At 42.9% G+C, this 18,219-nt stretch carries 12 protein-coding genes; 10 read left to right on the plus strand and 2 right to left on the minus strand.

Annotated features, from left to right (window positions below; all coding sequences use genetic code 11):
* Nucleotides 1–2 precede the first annotated feature (2 nt).
* Nucleotides 3–143: a hypothetical protein gene (locus NST40_RS15325; RefSeq protein WP_248548295.1), complete on the plus strand. Its 141-nt coding sequence runs from the start codon at nucleotides 3–5 to the stop codon at nucleotides 141–143.
* Nucleotides 144–260: 117 nt separating this feature from the next.
* On the opposite strand, the gene NST40_RS15330 is transcribed toward NST40_RS15325, so the two are convergent.
* Nucleotides 261–3,002, minus strand: a complete 2,742-nt coding sequence (locus tag NST40_RS15330) for a hypothetical protein (RefSeq protein WP_342410878.1) — start codon at nucleotides 3,000–3,002, stop codon at nucleotides 261–263.
* A 68-nt stretch (nucleotides 3,003–3,070) separates the two neighbouring features.
* Nucleotides 3,071–3,967 carry a 2-dehydropantoate 2-reductase N-terminal domain-containing protein gene (locus tag NST40_RS15335; RefSeq protein WP_342410879.1) on the minus strand — a complete coding sequence of 299 codons (897 nt, stop codon included), beginning with the start codon at nucleotides 3,965–3,967 and terminating at the stop codon, nucleotides 3,071–3,073.
* 161 nt (nucleotides 3,968–4,128) lie between these two features.
* Between NST40_RS15335 and NST40_RS15340 the strand changes: the two genes are divergently transcribed.
* The 9 genes from NST40_RS15340 to NST40_RS15380 all read left to right on the plus strand — a co-directional run bounded on the left by NST40_RS15340 (nucleotide 4,129) and on the right by NST40_RS15380 (nucleotide 18,212).
* The gene (locus NST40_RS15340) at nucleotides 4,129–4,707 is read left to right on the plus strand and encodes a TetR/AcrR family transcriptional regulator (protein WP_076278503.1); all 579 of its coding nucleotides are present in this window, start codon (nucleotides 4,129–4,131) and stop codon (nucleotides 4,705–4,707) included.
* 594 nt (nucleotides 4,708–5,301) lie between these two features.
* Nucleotides 5,302–5,865 (plus strand): TetR/AcrR family transcriptional regulator, encoded by a 564-nt coding sequence (locus NST40_RS15345; RefSeq protein WP_076278078.1) that lies wholly within the window; start codon nucleotides 5,302–5,304, stop codon nucleotides 5,863–5,865.
* Nucleotides 5,866–5,890: 25 nt separating this feature from the next.
* The gene (locus tag NST40_RS15350; protein WP_076278093.1) at nucleotides 5,891–7,126 is read left to right on the plus strand and encodes an MFS transporter; all 1,236 of its coding nucleotides are present in this window, start codon (nucleotides 5,891–5,893) and stop codon (nucleotides 7,124–7,126) included.
* A gap of 5 nt (nucleotides 7,127–7,131) precedes the next feature.
* On the plus strand, nucleotides 7,132–8,337 hold the full coding sequence (locus NST40_RS15355; protein ID WP_076278079.1) for an FAD-dependent monooxygenase: 1,206 nt from the start codon (nucleotides 7,132–7,134) through the stop codon (nucleotides 8,335–8,337).
* 142 nt (nucleotides 8,338–8,479) lie between these two features.
* Nucleotides 8,480–10,222 (plus strand): histidine kinase, encoded by a 1,743-nt coding sequence (locus tag NST40_RS15360; RefSeq protein WP_076278080.1) that lies wholly within the window; start codon nucleotides 8,480–8,482, stop codon nucleotides 10,220–10,222.
* Nucleotides 10,219–11,814, plus strand: coding sequence for a response regulator (locus tag NST40_RS15365; RefSeq protein ID WP_342409671.1), 1,596 nt, complete (start codon nucleotides 10,219–10,221; stop codon nucleotides 11,812–11,814). Before NST40_RS15360 ends, NST40_RS15365 begins: the two co-directional genes overlap by 4 nt.
* The gene (locus tag NST40_RS15370) at nucleotides 11,811–13,553 is read left to right on the plus strand and encodes a hypothetical protein (protein ID WP_342409672.1); all 1,743 of its coding nucleotides are present in this window, start codon (nucleotides 11,811–11,813) and stop codon (nucleotides 13,551–13,553) included. The genes NST40_RS15365 and NST40_RS15370 overlap by 4 nt, the downstream gene beginning before the upstream one ends.
* Nucleotides 13,554–13,780: 227 nt before the next feature.
* Nucleotides 13,781–17,131: a glycoside hydrolase family 9 protein gene (locus NST40_RS15375; RefSeq protein WP_248548302.1), complete on the plus strand. Its 3,351-nt coding sequence runs from the start codon at nucleotides 13,781–13,783 to the stop codon at nucleotides 17,129–17,131.
* Nucleotides 17,132–17,252: 121 nt separating this feature from the next.
* On the plus strand, nucleotides 17,253–18,212 hold the full coding sequence (locus NST40_RS15380) for an ABC transporter permease subunit (protein ID WP_038574490.1): 960 nt from the start codon (nucleotides 17,253–17,255) through the stop codon (nucleotides 18,210–18,212).
* The last annotated feature ends 7 nt before the right edge of the window (nucleotides 18,213–18,219 follow it).

Below are 18,219 nucleotides of genomic sequence, written 5' to 3' on the forward strand. Positions count from 1 at the left end.
ACTTGGCTCTAGCTCTTTTTGCTTTCGGAAATGATAGTTGGGATGGTGACGGCAGTTTCAAAATCACGATGAATCTGGCTGAGCTGGTGAACAGCAGCGGGATCACACGTAGCAAAGAAATGACCGTAGTCGTTAAGGAATAGAACAGGGACAAAAAATCACAAATTTAGGCAACCAGTCGCCGAAAAAACAGGGATGACTGGTTGCCTTTTTTGAGTTATAAACTGCATTATAAGGGAACTGGAATCTTGAATATTCCTTTAATTACTATACTTTTTCAAAGCATCTGCCATATCCAATTTATATTGATCTACTTTTTTTAAATTATCGATAGTTGCTACAACCATTTGGAAAAGATACTCAGATGTTCCTCCTAATTTTAGATTGTTACGTATTAAATTCATTACAATGTCCAAAACGATTGATGACGGAATGAGGACATCTGTAAGTCTAAACGTATGAGAAAAGGATTGTGACCCTAAAGGCCATGGTAAGTCAATCGAAAAAGAAACCGGCACTTTAATATCCAATTTGAAATTTTTCATATTTAAACCTTTTTCAAGTTGATTCTGGATCTCCCCAAAAATATAATCGTTAAAAATCTCAGAAAATTTTGTAAAAGTAAAGTTGGAAACGTCTCGGCAAAGATCCACGAGCTTACGAGGATTGAACTTGATTTCTTTCACTGTCATAACAACAGGAGGGATGATTGCTTCTTGAATTATAGCTTCGACTGCTCCTCTTAACCCTTTGAAAAATTCATCTTTTACTTTACCGGCACCGATTAGAGAAAAAATGTTAAACGTTAATACGTCAGCGGCTTTTTCAGCGATTTCCATTACTGGTTCAATCAGTTCTTTCATTAGTTTTTCTTGCATCAGCTTAGTTATGAAGTCGGTAATAGTATTTAATATCTTGGCTATTTCATTTAGCCAGCGTTCGATTATGGCGAGTAGTTCATCGATCAAGGCTTGAAACAACGCTGGAATCAGTTTTAGAGCGAATTGAATCATATGATCAGTTAAATGATTTATCAATATTTTGGCTATTGCTTCTATTTCAGCCATTTGAGGCATCCACATCGGATCGCTTTGCAAATGGTTGGCAAAGTCCACGGCGTTACCTTTTATTGGAGTAAATATGTTTAAAGCATTCTCAAAAAGCTGTTCTTGTGCTTCAGGTGTCAAAGGCGCTACCATTTCCGCAATAATTTTAACAGCTGCCTCCAACGGTTTCTTTAAAATATCTTGAGCTCCAAGTGGTCCAAGAACATTTGCAGCCTGACCTGCAGCTTCGCGAAGAAGACCCTCGATTTGTTCATTAACTGAAGTCTGAATTCCGTCCATGACATGAATAACGCTTCTTCCAAGCATTGTGAGTAATACGCTGGATAATGCTTCTTGCATAGTTTTTATGTCAAAATTTTGAAATCCATTAACGATCTCTGGAATCAGAACATCAGAAGTCAGTTGTATGCAGGGAATCAGGGCTTGCTCAAACAGTATCTTAATCTCTTCCTCGCCAGCCAAAGTGTTCGAGATTGCAGTTTTTCTAGCACTTATTTCCGTATCCACATAATGATCGAAAGCTTGGTTTATGGCTCCAAGCGTTGATCTATAAGAGTTTTCCCCTGTAGTCGAAGGAAATGAGGGACTAAATAAGAACTTCATTGCATCTTGGGCAGTTCCTGAAACGGCAGGTTTCAGAATTGCTGCTATCTCCCGAACGCTATCTACATGTTGAATGGCAATCGTCAAAGGTTTATCAAGTTGAAATGAAAGAAGATCACCCTGGTTCAAATTTGTGTCAGACGGACGGTTCAAATCTGTATTAATTGCACTTTTGACAGCGGGAGGAGGTTGGTAAGACAATTGTGCCGTAAAAGTAGGGATGGTTGCTATATCTGCCGCTTCCACTGCAAGGGGGAGCAACAAAGCTGATACCCACAAAGCAGAAATACTTCGGACAAACTCCTTCTTAAGCTGCTCGTTTTGAATTAATGCTGATAATGAGTCTAAACGAACAAAGATTTCATGGTTATCCGGCACTAACTGAAAAGAATTAAAACCTTTCAGGGTTTGAATGACTTCTGTGGTTTGTTCAGCTGGTAAAGAAGCAAGGCCAAGTAAACGAAGGATCTCTTCCTTAAAGAACACATTCATAGTCAAGAAGAACAACGATTGGAATTGCCCCCCAATAAATGTAAGAACGGTTTGCGCTAGTTTTTCGGTATTGCTCCCGGTACCTTCATTTAATTGTCTACTGACCTCATAGGCTGATTTCACTCCTATCCTAAGCATAGTACCGAGCATTAATGCTTGTTCCTGCTGTGTGTCAATAGCTTTATTAACAATGCCCTCAATTAAGCCGTTCCCATAACGATTGACCAGTTTTGCAGGATCGGGGAATTTAAAATTGATGCCACCTCTATAGCCACCCCCCGCAATAAATCCCATTCCCGCCTCATAGACAAATTGGAATCCAGATTCCCCTAGAGTAGCTGTCTTATGTAAATTACCAAGCATAACAAAATTGGCATACGCCATAAAACCAACCGCAAATTGGGCATACAAATAACCTTCGAGCTCTGATTCTTCTAACAATAGCTCAATCAATTCACCGGATAAACCATTTCCTGACGGTTTATTCTTCAGGATTTTCAATAACTCTTTAACGGTCATATTCATGCTTAATCCTGCCGCTACCGCCGCTTTAAGAACGGCTTGAAGTCGTCCAGCTAGCCCGGCTTCGTCGAATAGATCCAGGGGCGTTTGTATCTGTACTTGGAGAAGAAGTGAAACTTCGGCACTCCCCAATATTTTTAATTCAGCCCATTTATTTAATAGATTATTGATTTGTGCCATAGCCTGTGCGCCTAACTTATAGTTCATTCCTCTTCTCAAGCTACCCTGGCCCGCAACTAAGGTTTGTCCCTGAATATTTCCCCAGTTTTGAGTTGTTGTACTTTGTTGAAAGATCTGCTGATCTTGATTCAGTGGCAATCTAACACCTCCATATTTACGTTGTTTTAGTATTAAGTAATATGGGCTATGAACTCATTTGATAACTTTTATAGAAAAATTTGCTTGGACAAAAACGAAAAATTCTCATGAAACTTTTCATCCAATAACATTATTTCTGCTTTTCTGCTGATAGCTTGGTTTCCAAACTTAACATCAATGATAAATTCATTACTCAGCATCTGCCGATACCGGGATATAATCTCTTCTTCCATCAATTCTCCCATTGACTTCGTTTCGGCCGGGATTACAGGGATTCCAGCTTGCTCTACTAAGTGAAGATTTTGTTTGATATCTGTAGCTACTTTGCTAAGAATGCTTTCACTTATTGCTGTCTCAATATCTACCATTCCTTCATTAGTATAAAAATGCTTGTTGACTGCAGCGAGTGCAGCATGTGAAACATGAAATGCTTGAATATCTTTTTGTATTTCATAATGCATTTCAGCTGTTTCGAATATCAAAGCAAGCTCCTTAACTCTTTCGGTCGTTTGTCCATTTATTTCACCAAAATAAGTTTTGGAACCAAATTGAGCGTATAAAATATCCTCTTTAATGTCTCCACCTGCACCAGGGAAACCTGGAAGTAACCGATCACCTACGATCTCTAGCCAGGAATTATAACCAATAGTGTTGGTCAGTGTAATTATTGTTTTGCTCTGATTATTTTTGATCGCAGACAGGGCAGATTCTGCCTGATCATATCGTACAGGAACAAAGATAAAATCATAGATGTCATCATCTGCAAGCTTTTCGACCGTCTTAATGGATAGTTGCTTTATCATTCCGTTGTCGTTGTATCTCAAACCCTTCCGCTTAAGTTCATCCAGCCTTTTTCCCCGAGCCAGTAAAGTGACGTCAAACCCCGATTGTGCAAATCTAAGAGCGTATAAACTGCCAATCACACCCGCCCCAAAAATTAGAAGTCTATTTTGTTTTATGTTCACTATTATCATTCCTTCCGACTAACTAGACACTGATTGTTTAAGCAACATCTGTTTGATAAGATAATAGTATGGCAAGTTTATGCTTACAACCGTCAGTGTAAGAAAAGAGTTGCATAGACAACAAATTCCGATAATTGATGTTTTAGAAAGGGGATATTCAGATGGTACATCAAGAAGATCCGAGAGTAATACGGACTCGCCTGTTAATAAGAGAAGCTTTCAGAAATCTTTTACAGACTAAAGGATTTGATTCAATGACAATAAAAGATATCTCACAGAAAGCTACGATAAACCGGGCTACTTTTTATGCTCATTATGAAGATAAATATGCATTACTCGATGAATTTACAGAACAGTCTTTTCATCAAATGATTCCTGAACAAGTAATAAATGCACGGGAGTTTTCAGATGAAATATGTAACCAGCTGATCTTGTTGACTCATCAGTACATCGTTGATTTTTATCAGAAATGCAGAATGGATTCCAAATCCATTGCTAAGCTGGTGGATGAGAAAGTAAAAAATATGCTGCAGCAAATCATTGAAAACATATTTCTGAGAGGGGATAAATACGATATTGCAGACCGCCAACATACAAAGATCATTTCAGCAATGACAGGTTCAGCGATCTATGGCGCTGCATTTTCTTGGTTAATTGAGGGGGAGGCTGATCAGACCGATTTACTTGTGGACATTGTTCGTCCTTATGTAATGAGTGGCCTGGGACTCTTGATAAGATAGAATAGGAGCGCTTACAAGTATTACTCTCGGGACAAATCCCACGAACATTAAAATTTAATCACTTCGCCAAGATTATTAGAAAGGTGGAACCTATGGTTGATTTTGACTGGTCATTTTGGGAGACGGTATTACTATATTTCATGCTCATTTTTTTCGAATCACCAGTAGGTATAATTATCGTAATTATTTTTGTTATTATTTTTATTATGTTTATAGTTGATAAAATCAAGAGAAAAAGAACAAAGAAAAAACAATGATTAACTTAGCTTTGATATCCATGATTTATATGTGAAAATTTAAATAAAAAGGATCATATTGTACATATCGCACATAATTAATCAGTCATCGAATCCTTAATTGCAAATATCCACGAAAACTAACGCTTCGGACCATTCCGAAGCGTTAATTTTTGTATGCGCAAGTTATGTTTCGTCATCTACCGCATGCCTATATCCAGAAAATAATAATTTTCAAATTAACTATTTTAAATTTTATGAAAATGATATAAGATAGTGTAACAAATGAAACGATACGTATCGTTCTATAATTACATCCTTTTAATAACTTAAATAACATCTAGGAGGTGAAATGAATATGAACGTGAAAAACAAAGAACCTCGAAGTAAAAAAGAGATTCTTACTGCAACACTTGAAATGTTAGAATCCAACAGTTATTCATCTTTAACGATTGAGGCGATTGCAGCACAAGCTGGAGTAGGCAAAACAACCATCTATAGATGGTGGGAAAATAAAGCGCGTCTTGTACTGGACGCTTTTCTAATGACCGTAGAATCAGAGTTTGAATTTGATAGTAATAAATCCATTCAGGATAACTTCAAACAACAGCTTGAAGCTTTAGCTCGTATCCTCAATAGCAAAATCGGGAAATCCACTTTAACTATAGTTACAGAGAGCGAAGAAATCGCGAAAGATTTTTACGTATTGTTTTTAATGACAAAAAGAAATGAAGCCAAACAATTACTCCAAGCAGCCATAGATATGGGAGAATTGAAACCAGCAATCAACCTTGATATAACTTTAGATCTGCTTTATGGTCCCATATACTTTCAAATTCTCATCTATAAACAAATTCCGGATGCGGATTACATAAACGATTTGTTGATCCATGTCTTGGAAGGCATCATTGTTGCAAATTAATAGTAAACCGGGGGATATTTACTTTATGAATCAGACGATAGACGTTCAGAATTACAATAAGAACTATTCATTAATGACGATTATTTTATTTTGGTGTGGATTAGTTATTTTAACTAGCATGTATATTACAATTCCATTATCCGAAGTATTTTCACATGCCTTTCAGATTAGCTCGAGTGAGGCAGCCTGGATTGGGAGTTCATTTTCTCTTTGTTATGCTTTGGGCTGTCTTTTGTATGGACCTTTTTCAGACAGATATGGACGTAAAGTATTTTTAGTAGCCAGCATTATTGGGTTAACCGTAGTTACGCTTGCATTAGGATTTGTGGATAGTTTTTACGGGCTTATTATGCTCAGAGGAGTACAAGGCCTAGTGGCTGCTGCTTTTGCACCTATTGCGCTAGTGTATGCAGGGGAGATGTTCCCGCCTCATAAAAGACTAACAGCCGTTGGATTTATAAGCTCAGGACTGTTAATGGCAGGTATAGTAGGCCAGGTTTTTAGTGGGATTGTTAACGAAGCTCTTGGCTGGCGTGCTATTTTCTTTATTTTGGGGATTGTGTATGGTATTACTTCAGTGATAGTAATGAGGTTCCTTCCTAAAGATGAAATGCTAAGACCGAAAGAAAATGTTCTGCGGAAGTTTAAACAAATGACAATTCTGCTAAAACAATCACAATTGCTTTTGGCTTTTGCGATAACCTTTATGCTTCTATTAACTTTAGTTGGCATGTACACCGTTTTGGGAAGTTATTTAAGCTCAGCTAAGTTTGGACTTTCCTCACAGGATATCCTTTATATTCGTGCATTTGGAATCGCGGGGATGCTTTTAGCACCCTTTTCCGGAAGAATTGCTCAAAAACTTGGGATGGCCGCTGTTCTAAGGGGAGGCTTAGCATTAGCTGCAATTGGGTTGCTTGCTCTAGGTTTTAGCACGAACCTGCCACTTCTTGTCCTAATGAGCGTTGTATTTGTGGCTGGTATCGCGCTGGTAACTCCCGTTATCATCTCAATCGTTAGTCAATTAGGGGGAAATGCAAGAGGGTCTGCGATTTCATTCAATGCATTTATTCTATTCCTAGGCGCTAGCACAGGCCCGATATTAGCTTTGAAATTACTAAAAACAGAAAATTATTCGTTATCCTTTACTATATTAGGTTCTATTCTTTTATTAGGTTTTTTAATCTCTCTTTTTCTTAGATTATCGGCTAGGGTTCCAGTAGTGAAAAATGAACGGGCTGCTTCTTTACCCACAGAGTGATAGGAATGAATAAAGAAACGGAGATTTGCATAGTTGGTGGTGGACCTTCTGGTCTCTTTCTAGGGCTGCTGTTAGCCAAAAACGGAATTAGAGTTACCGTACTGGAAAGTCAAACAAGCTTTAATCGCAAGTTCAGAGGAGAAGTTCTTCAGCCTCGATTTGTAAGGCTCATGAAAGAGTTGAATCTGGAACAGCGTCTTGAAAAGTATGAGCATATAAAATTATTTAATGCTGAAATATGGAATAATAAGAAATATATCACTCAAATTGATTATGAAAAAGAAATGCCGGAGGCACCTTACGCAATTAAAATAAAACAATCCGTCCTGTTAACTTTTCTTTATGATCTGGCAAAGGATTATAGTAATTTTGAGCTCATTTTTAACGCAAAGGTCACTTCAACTATTAAAAGTGCAAATCGAACAGTCGGAGTAAACGCCTTAGTAGATGGACAAATGACTGCGATCCATGCTTCTTTAGTAGTCGGAGCGGATGGACGGATGTCCACGGTTAGGAAGACAAGCGATTTTTCTTTTAAGTATAAAAAAGAAGATTTTGATTTAATCTGGTGCAAAATATCGACTAATGAGTTCAAGCTAAATCAAAAACTCCTTTTCAGATTGTCTGATTTTAGTAACTTCATAGGGCTTCCTTATTCCTCTGATTGTGTGCAGATAGGTTTTACAATGAGGAAAGACCAATGGAATTCCATAAAAAGCAAAGGCATCGAACCATTAAAGCTTGAATTCATAAAGGCCTTTCCTGAGCTTAAAGAAGACATTGAAAAGATCATTGATTTCAAATCGTTTGTTTCTATCCAATCAGAGACTTTCATGGTGGACAATTGGCATAATAAGGGTTGTATTCTAATCGGTGATTCTGCACATTGTTCCTCACCACTCGGAGCTATCGGATTGTCCTTGGCTTTTGAAACAGCGCTGGTCGCTGCTGAACTTATTGTTGCATCAAAATTAGAGCTAAATCACAAGTGTTTAGATCGTTTGCAGCCCATTCGTAATCGGGAAATTCGTTTTGTGCATTTTGCTCAACAGTTGATAATCAGCATGGCCGTTAAATCCCCTAAAGGGGTTAAAAAATTCTCGCTAGCCTGCATGAAACTGATGGGAAATAGCAGGATCGCAAGATCTTTAATGCGGAGATTCTTTTTGGGGAGTCCTAAAATAACGGTTGATAATGCCTTCAAATTTTAACGCAGCCTCATTCCTAAGTAGAGTTCATTGGGAATGAGGTTATTTTAATTTGCTGAAACGCAAAGAATTTGTATAGAAAACGCTTTCTATCCATTGTAAAATACAGGTTGAGGTGTAATTACAAAACAAGGATGGAAATCCCATGCGGATCAAATTTAATATTTTTCAGAAAATGTTAGTGTTGTTGCTGATTCTGCTAACTCCGGTCGTGGCGCTGTACTATTATTCTACCTCTAAGAGCATCAACGTCATACAGGAGGAGCTTATCAAAGCCAGCCTGAACCGGATGGAGCTTTTCGTGGCACAACTGGATGCCAGCATTGAGAAGTTCGACTTAGTCTCCGCACCTATGCTCGTTGACACGAACGTGCTGGAATACCTTTACAACCTCAACATGAGCGATTATTCCCTAATGAAGACAAGGCTGCTGATCCAAGAGAAGCTGTCGCTGGCCAGCGCATCGGGCAACTGGCGCAATGACGTGACCGTCTATTTCCCGCAACGAGACGATAGTATTTCTTCTTCCCCCTCCTATGAATATGACCTTAAAGAGTTTGAAAGCCGATTTTCGCTAGGGTGGAGCTACAGCGAAGATATGGAGATTGGCTCCGGTTTTACTCGAACTTATGTCACTACGGGTTACAAACCAGCCCGTCCGGACGATCTGGATGTTGCCGTTCGCATTAACCTCTACAAGTGGAGCTTCGAAAATTTGCTTGATACCTACAAATCTGGTCACTCTGACAACCCGTTTTTTTACAAAGAAGGACATGCCATTATCGCCAGCCGATCCGCAGATGGGCCCAAGATGGACCAAATTATCGCGGAATTAGGCGACAGGATCAATAGCCGGGATTCAAGTTTTTTAATTCATTCCTTCGACGGCAGGCCTTATCTGATTACCTATTATTATTCCAATATTCTTGAGTGGCATCTCGTCGATTCTGTTCCACTTAACCAGATTATCGGACCTATCAAGCAACAGAGGTTATTATTTGGAGCTTCTTCGATTATTTTGCTCCTATCCTGTATTACCGCCGCGTCTGCTTTGTACTGGAACGTACATCGACCTATCTTCCAACTTGTGCGTGCGGTGCAGCGGATTAAGGAAGGCGATTACGCGTACCGGCTACCGAAGAAATCAAACAATGAATTCACGTTCCTGATGCAGAACTTTAACGAGATGGCGACGCAGATCCAAGATCTCATCGAGAATGTCCTACAATCGCGTATCCTTGCGCGCGATGCCACGCTAAAACAGTTACAAGCACAGATCCATCCTCATTTTCTGTACAATTGTTTGGGTTTCATCATTAATATGACCAAAATGGGAAAGAATCGGGCAGTTATAGACATGGCGTATCATCTGGCCGACTATTACCGGTATACGACGCGAATGGATAATCAAGGAGTCAGCCTGGGTGAAGAACTGGCGTTCGTGCGCATTCACCTCGAGATTCTTCGGCTTCGCAATGAGACACTGTCCTACAGCATCGAACTGCCTGAAGAGTTGGCGGAGCTGCGAATTCCCCGGCTTCTTATCCAACCAATCGTGGAGAATGCGATCGTGCATGGACTTGAGAACGTCGAATATCCAGGCCGGGTTGAAATTAGAGTTTACGTCAATAAAGACCAATTGCACTTGGAAGTGGAGGATAACGGAAAAGGATTAAATAAAGAACGGATGGACCAACTGCAAATGGAGCTTCATATTCCGGCCAGCGAATATGCAGGCTGCGGTCTTTGGAACGTATATCAAAGACTGCAGGGCAACTTCGGTTCAGACGCTCAAATTGAGTTTTGCCCGTCCAGACTGGGTGGTCTAAACGTGAGGCTGATTTGGAGACAGGGGATGAAAGAAGAAACGAAGGAGGAAGAGCATTGAATAGCCTGCTTGTAGTTGATGACGAGAAACATTATGCGGACAGTCTGGCAGATACGATTCCATGGGAGACACTTGGTATCTCCCGCGTTTGGAAGGCTTACAGCGCGAGCGAGGCACTTGCTCTGATAGACTCCTTCCCCATTGACATCCTTATGACGGATATCCGTATGCCACGCATGAACGGCTTGGAACTGATCGAACAGGCCAGGCTTCGTATTCCAGGGCTGAAGTGCCTGCTGCTCACAGGTTATGCGGACTTCGATTACGCCCGAAAAGCGATTGAGCTGCAAGCGCTCGATTACCTGATGAAGCCCGCGAAGGACGAGCAGCTACTTACGGCAATGGGCCGGATCATTAAGCAGCTTGAGCAGGAGCGATCAATCGAACAGGGCTTCCGTATCTACCGAGACAATAGTGCAGAACTGAAAGCAGGGTTGTTGCTCAAAGTGCTCAGCGGAAATCTGAATGGCAAGGCGCTTGCGGAGAAGTTAAAGCTGTTTGACCTCCCTCTTCCAATACCAGGTCATGTCTCTATGTGCCTTGTTCGGTTGGGTTCCCCTTTCGACGGACAAGATCTCTATTCGCAGTCACTGATCCGGTTCGCGGTAACAAACATGCTGGAAGAATTGCTGATGGACCGCTATGACTGCTGGTCGGCTGCGGATGATGAAGGAAACCTGCTCGCTCTGGTATACGACCTATCAGGAGCACCACCCGAACCGGAATGGGTGCTTGAGCGGATAGAGCGATTAAAGAAAGAAGTACAGCGTTTGCTTAAAGGTGAAATTTCTGTAGGAAAAACCGACTGTCTATTCCCGGAAGAACTGCAAGCTAGTTATATGACAGCTAAATCACGATTGGATAGTGACAGTTTTTCGGATGGGCAGGTGCCAGAGCGAAATGAAGAGGAAGCGCGTCTTATGCGCAAGCTCTATGAAACGCCTCTGCTGACACATCTTTTGGAAACGGAGCAATGGGAAGCGGCGGAAGCTAAGATCCGAGCGTTCGTGTCACCGCTTATGCATACAGGTTCACCTTACCTCATGCGCGACGTCTTTTTCTTTCTCTCCAATGCCTTCCAGTATATCGCGAATCGCAGTGGCAGGACGCTGGCCCAAATGCTCACTCCTGAGCAATCGGCTTTCGTAAAAGGAAAAGCAATGCTGCACGCGTCGCAGCTGGAAAGCTGGGCGCTCGACTTACTACGCACACTTCGCGATAAGCTAGGGGAGGAGACCGAGGACCACAGCCAGGTGATCGTCCGGAAGACGCAACTCTACATCCAGAAGGAGCTGGACAAGGACTTGTCACTTACTTTGCTGGCCAAACGCGTCTTCGTACATCCTAACCATCTGTCAAAAATCTTTAAGCAGTGTACAGGCACTACCGTATCCCAATATATTTACGAGCAGCGTATGCTCAAAGCCTGCGAGATGCTCAAGCATACAAATAATAAAATCTACCATATTGGTGAAAGCATTGGCTATCCCAATACTAACTGGTTTATTCGGAAATTCCGTGACTATTATCAGGTGACGCCGCAGGAATTCAGGGACAGATACCGATTGGGAATGGAGGGATTGGGCCGGTGAAGAAGCAAAAAAGAAAGGCCATCTTTCTATGGGCAGTTCTGAGCGGAGTGCTGCTAGTTTCCGGCTGTTTAAGTAGCACAGGGAAAACGGCACAGAACAGTACATCCAATGGGGAAAAGAAGCCGGTATGGGACTTTAAATACGATCCGCCTATAACGATCACAACAGGAATCGTAGACGAGAATCGGCCTAACGCATTCAAGCCAGATGAAAGCCTTACAGACAACGTGCATACCCGCTGGATGGAAGATAATCTGGGAATCGTCACGAAGTTTGATTGGATTGTCAGCAAGTTCGAAGATGCAGATACCAAAATTCGGCTCGCGCTGGCTGTGAATGGCAAGCTGCCGGACACCCTTAGCGCTGAAGGAGACATCCTGAAGTATCTGCTCAAAGCCGACAAGTTGCTTCCGCTGGATGATGCCATCGAGAAGTATGCTCATCCTAAGCTAAAAGAAGCGCTGGAGAAGTACGCTTATACCATGGCAGAAGTGACCAAAGACGGCAAGATATATGGACTTCCCCGTTTTAGTGCAGGAGATGAGGGAACGGTCATGTGGATCCGTAAGGATTGGCTTGTGAAACTGTCGCTGAACCCGCCTACGACGATAAGTGAGTTGGAGAACGTGCTGAAGGCATTTTCTGAACAAGATCCTAATGGGAATGGCGAAGATGACGAAGTTGGTCTAGCGGTTCCGCTGAAGGAAGGTCCCTGGAGCTGGATGGGGCAGACAGATGCGATTGCCGGAGCTTTTTCAAGGCAGATGATTAGCACGTCTGACATCAAACTGTTCTGGAATGAAGACGAGAAGGGCAGCTTGATCTTTGGCGCCGTACACCCGGATGCTAAGAAATACCTGGAAACGATGGCATCCTGGATGGCGAAGGGCTATATGGACAGGGATGCAGGCATGCAGGACCCGAGCCAAGCGTCCGAACTGGCGGTTAACGGAATGGCCGGTGTCATGTTCGGCCCGTTTTGGATGGGAGCCTGGCCGCTCGGCGATACAGTGAAGGTCGATCCCGAAGCGGCTTGGCAGGCTTACCCCCTTCCTGCCGGACCAGATGGGTTAAAGGGCAAGGCACAAAAGCCGTTGTACGGTATCTACACGGTGTTCAGCAAGGATTTCACGAATATGGAAGCCTGGTTCGCTTATTATAACAAATTGCTTGCCAAAAATTTCGGCCCGGATGACCCGTACTTCGATCCCCGATTCGCAAAAGGGTTTCACGAAGGTTACGATTATGTGATCATGAACGACAAGGTCATTACTGTCAATTTCGCGACTGAAGGCGTGCCAAATGATAAGTGGCCGCTTGCGGACGGGTCTTCAATGGATATGCGCTGGATGCTCTATCCGCTGACAGGTGGCGCTCCAGCCTTGCCTTATATGAATGCGGATGCAATCAGAAAATTATCTGAAAATTCGGAAGCCATAGTGACGACGCCGATCGAACAAGCCATTAAAGGTTTAAATTCGGCTCAACTTACGGCGGCTGGGGTGGCGATTGCCGAGCAGGGACTCGAAATCCCAAACCGATACCACGGACCTTTAACGGACGGGATGGAGAAACACGGAGTGTTCCTGCAGAAACTCGCAACGGAGAGTTATCTGAGCATCATTTATGGCGAGAAGCCGATCTCCTACTTTGATGAGTTCGTAGCCCAATTTTACAAGAATGGCGGCGACGTAATCACGAGAGAAGTAAATAATTGGTACATGGAAAACAAGCCATAATATTGTGGCTTGTTTTCTTCTATGTTCCTTTATTTCTTCTATATAACAGGATTAACTTCGTGAATTAAAATGATTTTATTAGAAAGCGTTTTCAAAAAAAGAGGTGATGGTATACGAAGTTAATCATAGAGTAACTCTCACTAACTAAGTGTAAACTTTCGAACTGATTTTTGTATGAAGCGGAGCGAAGCAGTTTATGCTCACAAAACTTTTTAGGAGGAGAGGTAATGAGGAAAAAAGTAAGCGTGTTTCTGGCATTAACTATGTTTGTGACTATCTTTTTTTCAAATCCGATCAAGACTAATGCGGCAACCCCAGAAGCGCCTGCAGGGTGGAGAGACTTACTAGATTACCAAATATTCAGTAATATATCCGACGGCTGGGCAGGAGATAGCGGGTTTGGATTGGAGACGGAGAACAGCAAGCTTCCCATTGATTCTACAGCAATGTACAATGGATTGCCTTCATTATTGTTGAATGCGAAGACGCCTACCAGTCCTTCCTGGTACAACGCTTTAATTACGGTTGCCGGCTGGAAAGCATATGACTTTACCTCTTATCATCCAAATGGATTCCTTGAGTTTAATATCAAAGGAAATGCGGGCGGAGAGTCCTTTTTACTGGGCTTCAAAGACCGGGTATTCGAAAGAGCTGCCGGCAATGAAATTACCACTACAGTAAACATTAACAACTACGTCAACATTACTACAAGTTGGACCCATGTGAAGATCCCGTTAAAGGATCTAATTCAGGTCTCCCAAGGAATTGATGTATCTTCCATAGATGCATTATCCATCAAGAATAATGGTTTTCAACCTTTAAAAGTGTGGCTTAATGACATTAGGGTTACGTCTCCCGATAAGGAGAAAGAGTACGCCCCCATCAAGGTCAATCAATTAGGGTATCCCGTAGATGGAGTAAAGCAAGCGCTTGTAACCGGTTTTGAGGATGTGCTCACGGTCGATGCAGGTACTACGTTTAACATTATTAACGCCACAAATAATTCGACAGCTTACTCCGGAACGCTTGTACTCACCAAAAATTATGATGCTATCGATAGCGGGGAGCGTATTTTTACCGCCGATTTCACAAATTTAACGATTCCGGGAAAATATTATGTTTCAGTGCAGGGTCTTCAGAATTCGCCCAAGTTCACTATCGGCGAAGCTAACGAAATCTATGAACCCTTTTTAAATGACGTAACAAGATACTTCTATTACCAGAGAACCGGGATTAATATTACCAGCCCATACACTCAAAATTATCAAAGAACAGATTTTACTCCTGACACCGCAGTGCCTTTAATGTCTAACCCTTCCATCAAAAAAGATGTTTCCAAGGGATGGTACGATGCGGGTGATAAAGGCAAGTACGTTAACGCAGGAGCCAAAGCCTTGTCGGATCTCTTCTGGGCCTATGAAATGATGCCGGAGAAATTTACAGACAATCAATTTAATATTCCTGAGAGCGGAAACGGCATTCCCGACATCCTGGATGAGGCAAGGTGGGAACTGGAATGGATGCTCAAAATGCAGGATGCTGCAACTGGCGGTTTCTATGCTCGAGTGACCTTTCAGGATGATGACAATATGGTAGACAGAGAAATTATCGATAAGGATACGGTAAGCTCGCGGACTGATATCAAAACGACCGCCGATACAGCTACCGCAGCCGGTGTATTGGCACATGCCTACTTAATTTATCAGAATATTGATCCGGCTTTTGCCCAAAGTTGCTTGGATGCGGCAATAGACGCATGGGGGTACCTGGAAGCACATCCGGAAAATATTCGGACGCCTAACACGGGCAGATGGCCTTACGATGTGACGGATGACGCTTCGAATCGTCTGTGGGCTGCAGGCTCCCTGTACCGATCGACCGGCGATGCCGAATACAATGATTATTTCCTGGCGAATTACACCGATATGGGAATATTTTTTGAGGATACCCTTGATTTCGCCAGTGGTTGGGCAAACACCTGGAATACAGGCTTCTTCAGTTATCTGAAATCTGCTAATCCGGACTCCGGAGTCTTAAGCTGGTATTCGGATAAATTCCAGCAATGGTTCAATGACAAAGTGAGCAGATATAACGATAGCCCTTGGAAAAGCATCATAAAAGATGGTAACTACTATTGGGGAATCACCATGCAGGTTGCGGACACACCGATGGAAATGATCATCGGTACGAAGTTACTGGGAACTTTTGAGAGCAACCGCGCTATCATTAATGAGATTAACAATAGTCAGTTAGACTGGATTCTTGGCCAGAACCCGGTAGGCGTATCTTTTGTATCAGGTTACGGCGATAACAGCGTGAAATATCCGTTCAGCATCATGTATAGAACAGATGGATTACCTGGTGTACCTAAGGGATATCTTGTCGGAGGACCGAATAAATACTCCAACGACATAACCGTAGGAAACCAGATATCAAGATTTGCAGCCAAAAACTATACCGATAACTTCCAAGAATGGACTACAAATGAACATACCGTTTATTGGAATTCAGGGTTGGTATTCATTGCCGCATTCGCAACCGGAAATAGCAGCAATTCGACCATTAGTCCAACGACTGCTGCCTTTGATAAGAAAACAGCAAATCAAGCTGATATTCCGGTGACTCTAACGTTGAACGGCAACACGCTCACCGACATTAAGAACGGTACGACATCTCTTGTTGTGGACACGGACTATACCGTTTCGGGCAACACGGTCACTCTACACAAGAGCTATCTCGCTCAGCAGCCAATCGGCAAGGCGAACCTCACTTTCCTGTTTAACGCCGGTTCATCTGCTACGCTATCCGTTGCTGTGAACGATTCGTCGGTTATTAACTCGACGATCAGTCCGACGACCGCTGCCTTTGACAAGCAAACCGCGAATCAGACCGACATTCCGGTGACCTTGACGCTGAACGATAACACACTCATCGGCATTAATAATGGCACGACTGCCCTAGTTGCTGGTACGGACTACACCGTATCAGGTACGACAGTGACGATTCAGAAGGCATATCTGGCTGCCCAACCGGTGGGAACAACAACGCTGACGTTCAACTTTAGCGCAGGAGTAAGTGCGAATCTTGAGGTCTCCGTGGTCGATACCCCCACTGCCGAAAGTGGTTCTATCAAAGTGCAGCAGTATAATTCTCCTGTTACGGCAACGAGCAATTCGTTGAGCCCTCGGATAAAGCTGAAGAACACCGGTACCACTGCCATCAATCTGTCCGACGTGAAGCTTCATTATTATTACACGATCGATGGGGAGAAGGACCAGAATTTCTGGTGCGATTGGTCCACTGTCGGCAGTAGCAACGTAACTGGCGACTTCGTCAAGTTGCCGGCTCCTTTGACAGGAGCTGATCATTATCTGGAAATCGGCTTTAGGAGCGGAGCCGGAAGTTTGGCAGCTGGAGCCAGCATTGAGCTTCAGATCCGCGTGAACAAGACCGATTGGACGAACTACACGCAGACGGGAGATTACTCCTTCGATCCGACCGATTCGACTTACACCGATTGGAGCCATACAACTGGCTATATCGCAGGCGCTCTTCAGTGGGGAACAGAACCTCAATAAGTAACGTCACAATTGACGTTACGGCTCAATAGTGAAAACCTGAACTCCCCATTACCGCCTAAACAACGGTGTGGGGAGTGTGTAAGACAGTGAAAGGAGTGCAACAACTCTATTGAAAGCTATGCCGCTTCCTACAAATAGGAAACCAATACGTACTGTACGTAATTTTTCCATCGTGAAGAATCTTCGTACTTACTGGATGTTCTACGCAATGATGCTGCCGGGAATCGTTCTGCTTGTAATAAATAACTACATCCCTTTGTTCGGGATCGTTATTGCCTTTAAAACAATCAATTACCAGGACGGAATCCTGGGAAGCCCATGGACAGGGATGAAGAATTTCGAATATTTGTTTGCCTCGAAGGATTCGTACATCATCATTCGCAACACATTGCTTTATAATTCGCTGTTTATTGTATTGAACATGGCGCTTCCTCTAGGGTTCGCCTTGATGCTTAACGAGATGAAAAACCGCTTCCTCTCGAAGCTACACCAAACGATCATGTTCCTGCCATACTTCCTGTCGATGATCGTCATCTCGTACTTAGTGTATGGGTTCATGAGCGACGAGCGAGGATACTTCAACGGCACGTTGCTGCCGGCGCTTGGTCTTGATTCCGTACGCTGGTACTTCACGAAAGAAGTGTGGCCGATCGTTTTGCCGATCATTAACACGTGGAAAAACATGGGGTACTACACGGTTGTGTACATGGCAGCAATCATTGGTATCGACGAGGAGTACTACGAAGCCGCGACAATTGATGGGGCAAACAAGTGGCAGCAGATCAAGAAAATCACGATTCCCTTGATCATGCCTGTCCTCACGATTATGACTTTGCTGCAGGTTGGCCGGATCTTCAATGCCGACTTTGGTCTATTCTTCCAAGTGCCACGTGAATCGGGGGCATTGTTCCCTGTGACAAACGTTATCGATACCTATGTCTACCGCACCTTCTTGACCGTTGGGGATATCGGACTTTCCTCAGCAGCAGGCCTGTTCCAATCAGTCGTTGGTTTCATCTTGGTTTTTGTATCTAATTGGGTCGTTCGCCGCTTTAACCGCGAGAACGCGCTGTTCTAAGAGAGGA

It is taken from the genome of Paenibacillus sp. FSL R10-2778, assembly GCF_038593035.1.
GTDB classification, from domain to species: domain Bacteria; phylum Bacillota; class Bacilli; order Paenibacillales; family Paenibacillaceae; genus Paenibacillus_AQ; species Paenibacillus_AQ odorifer.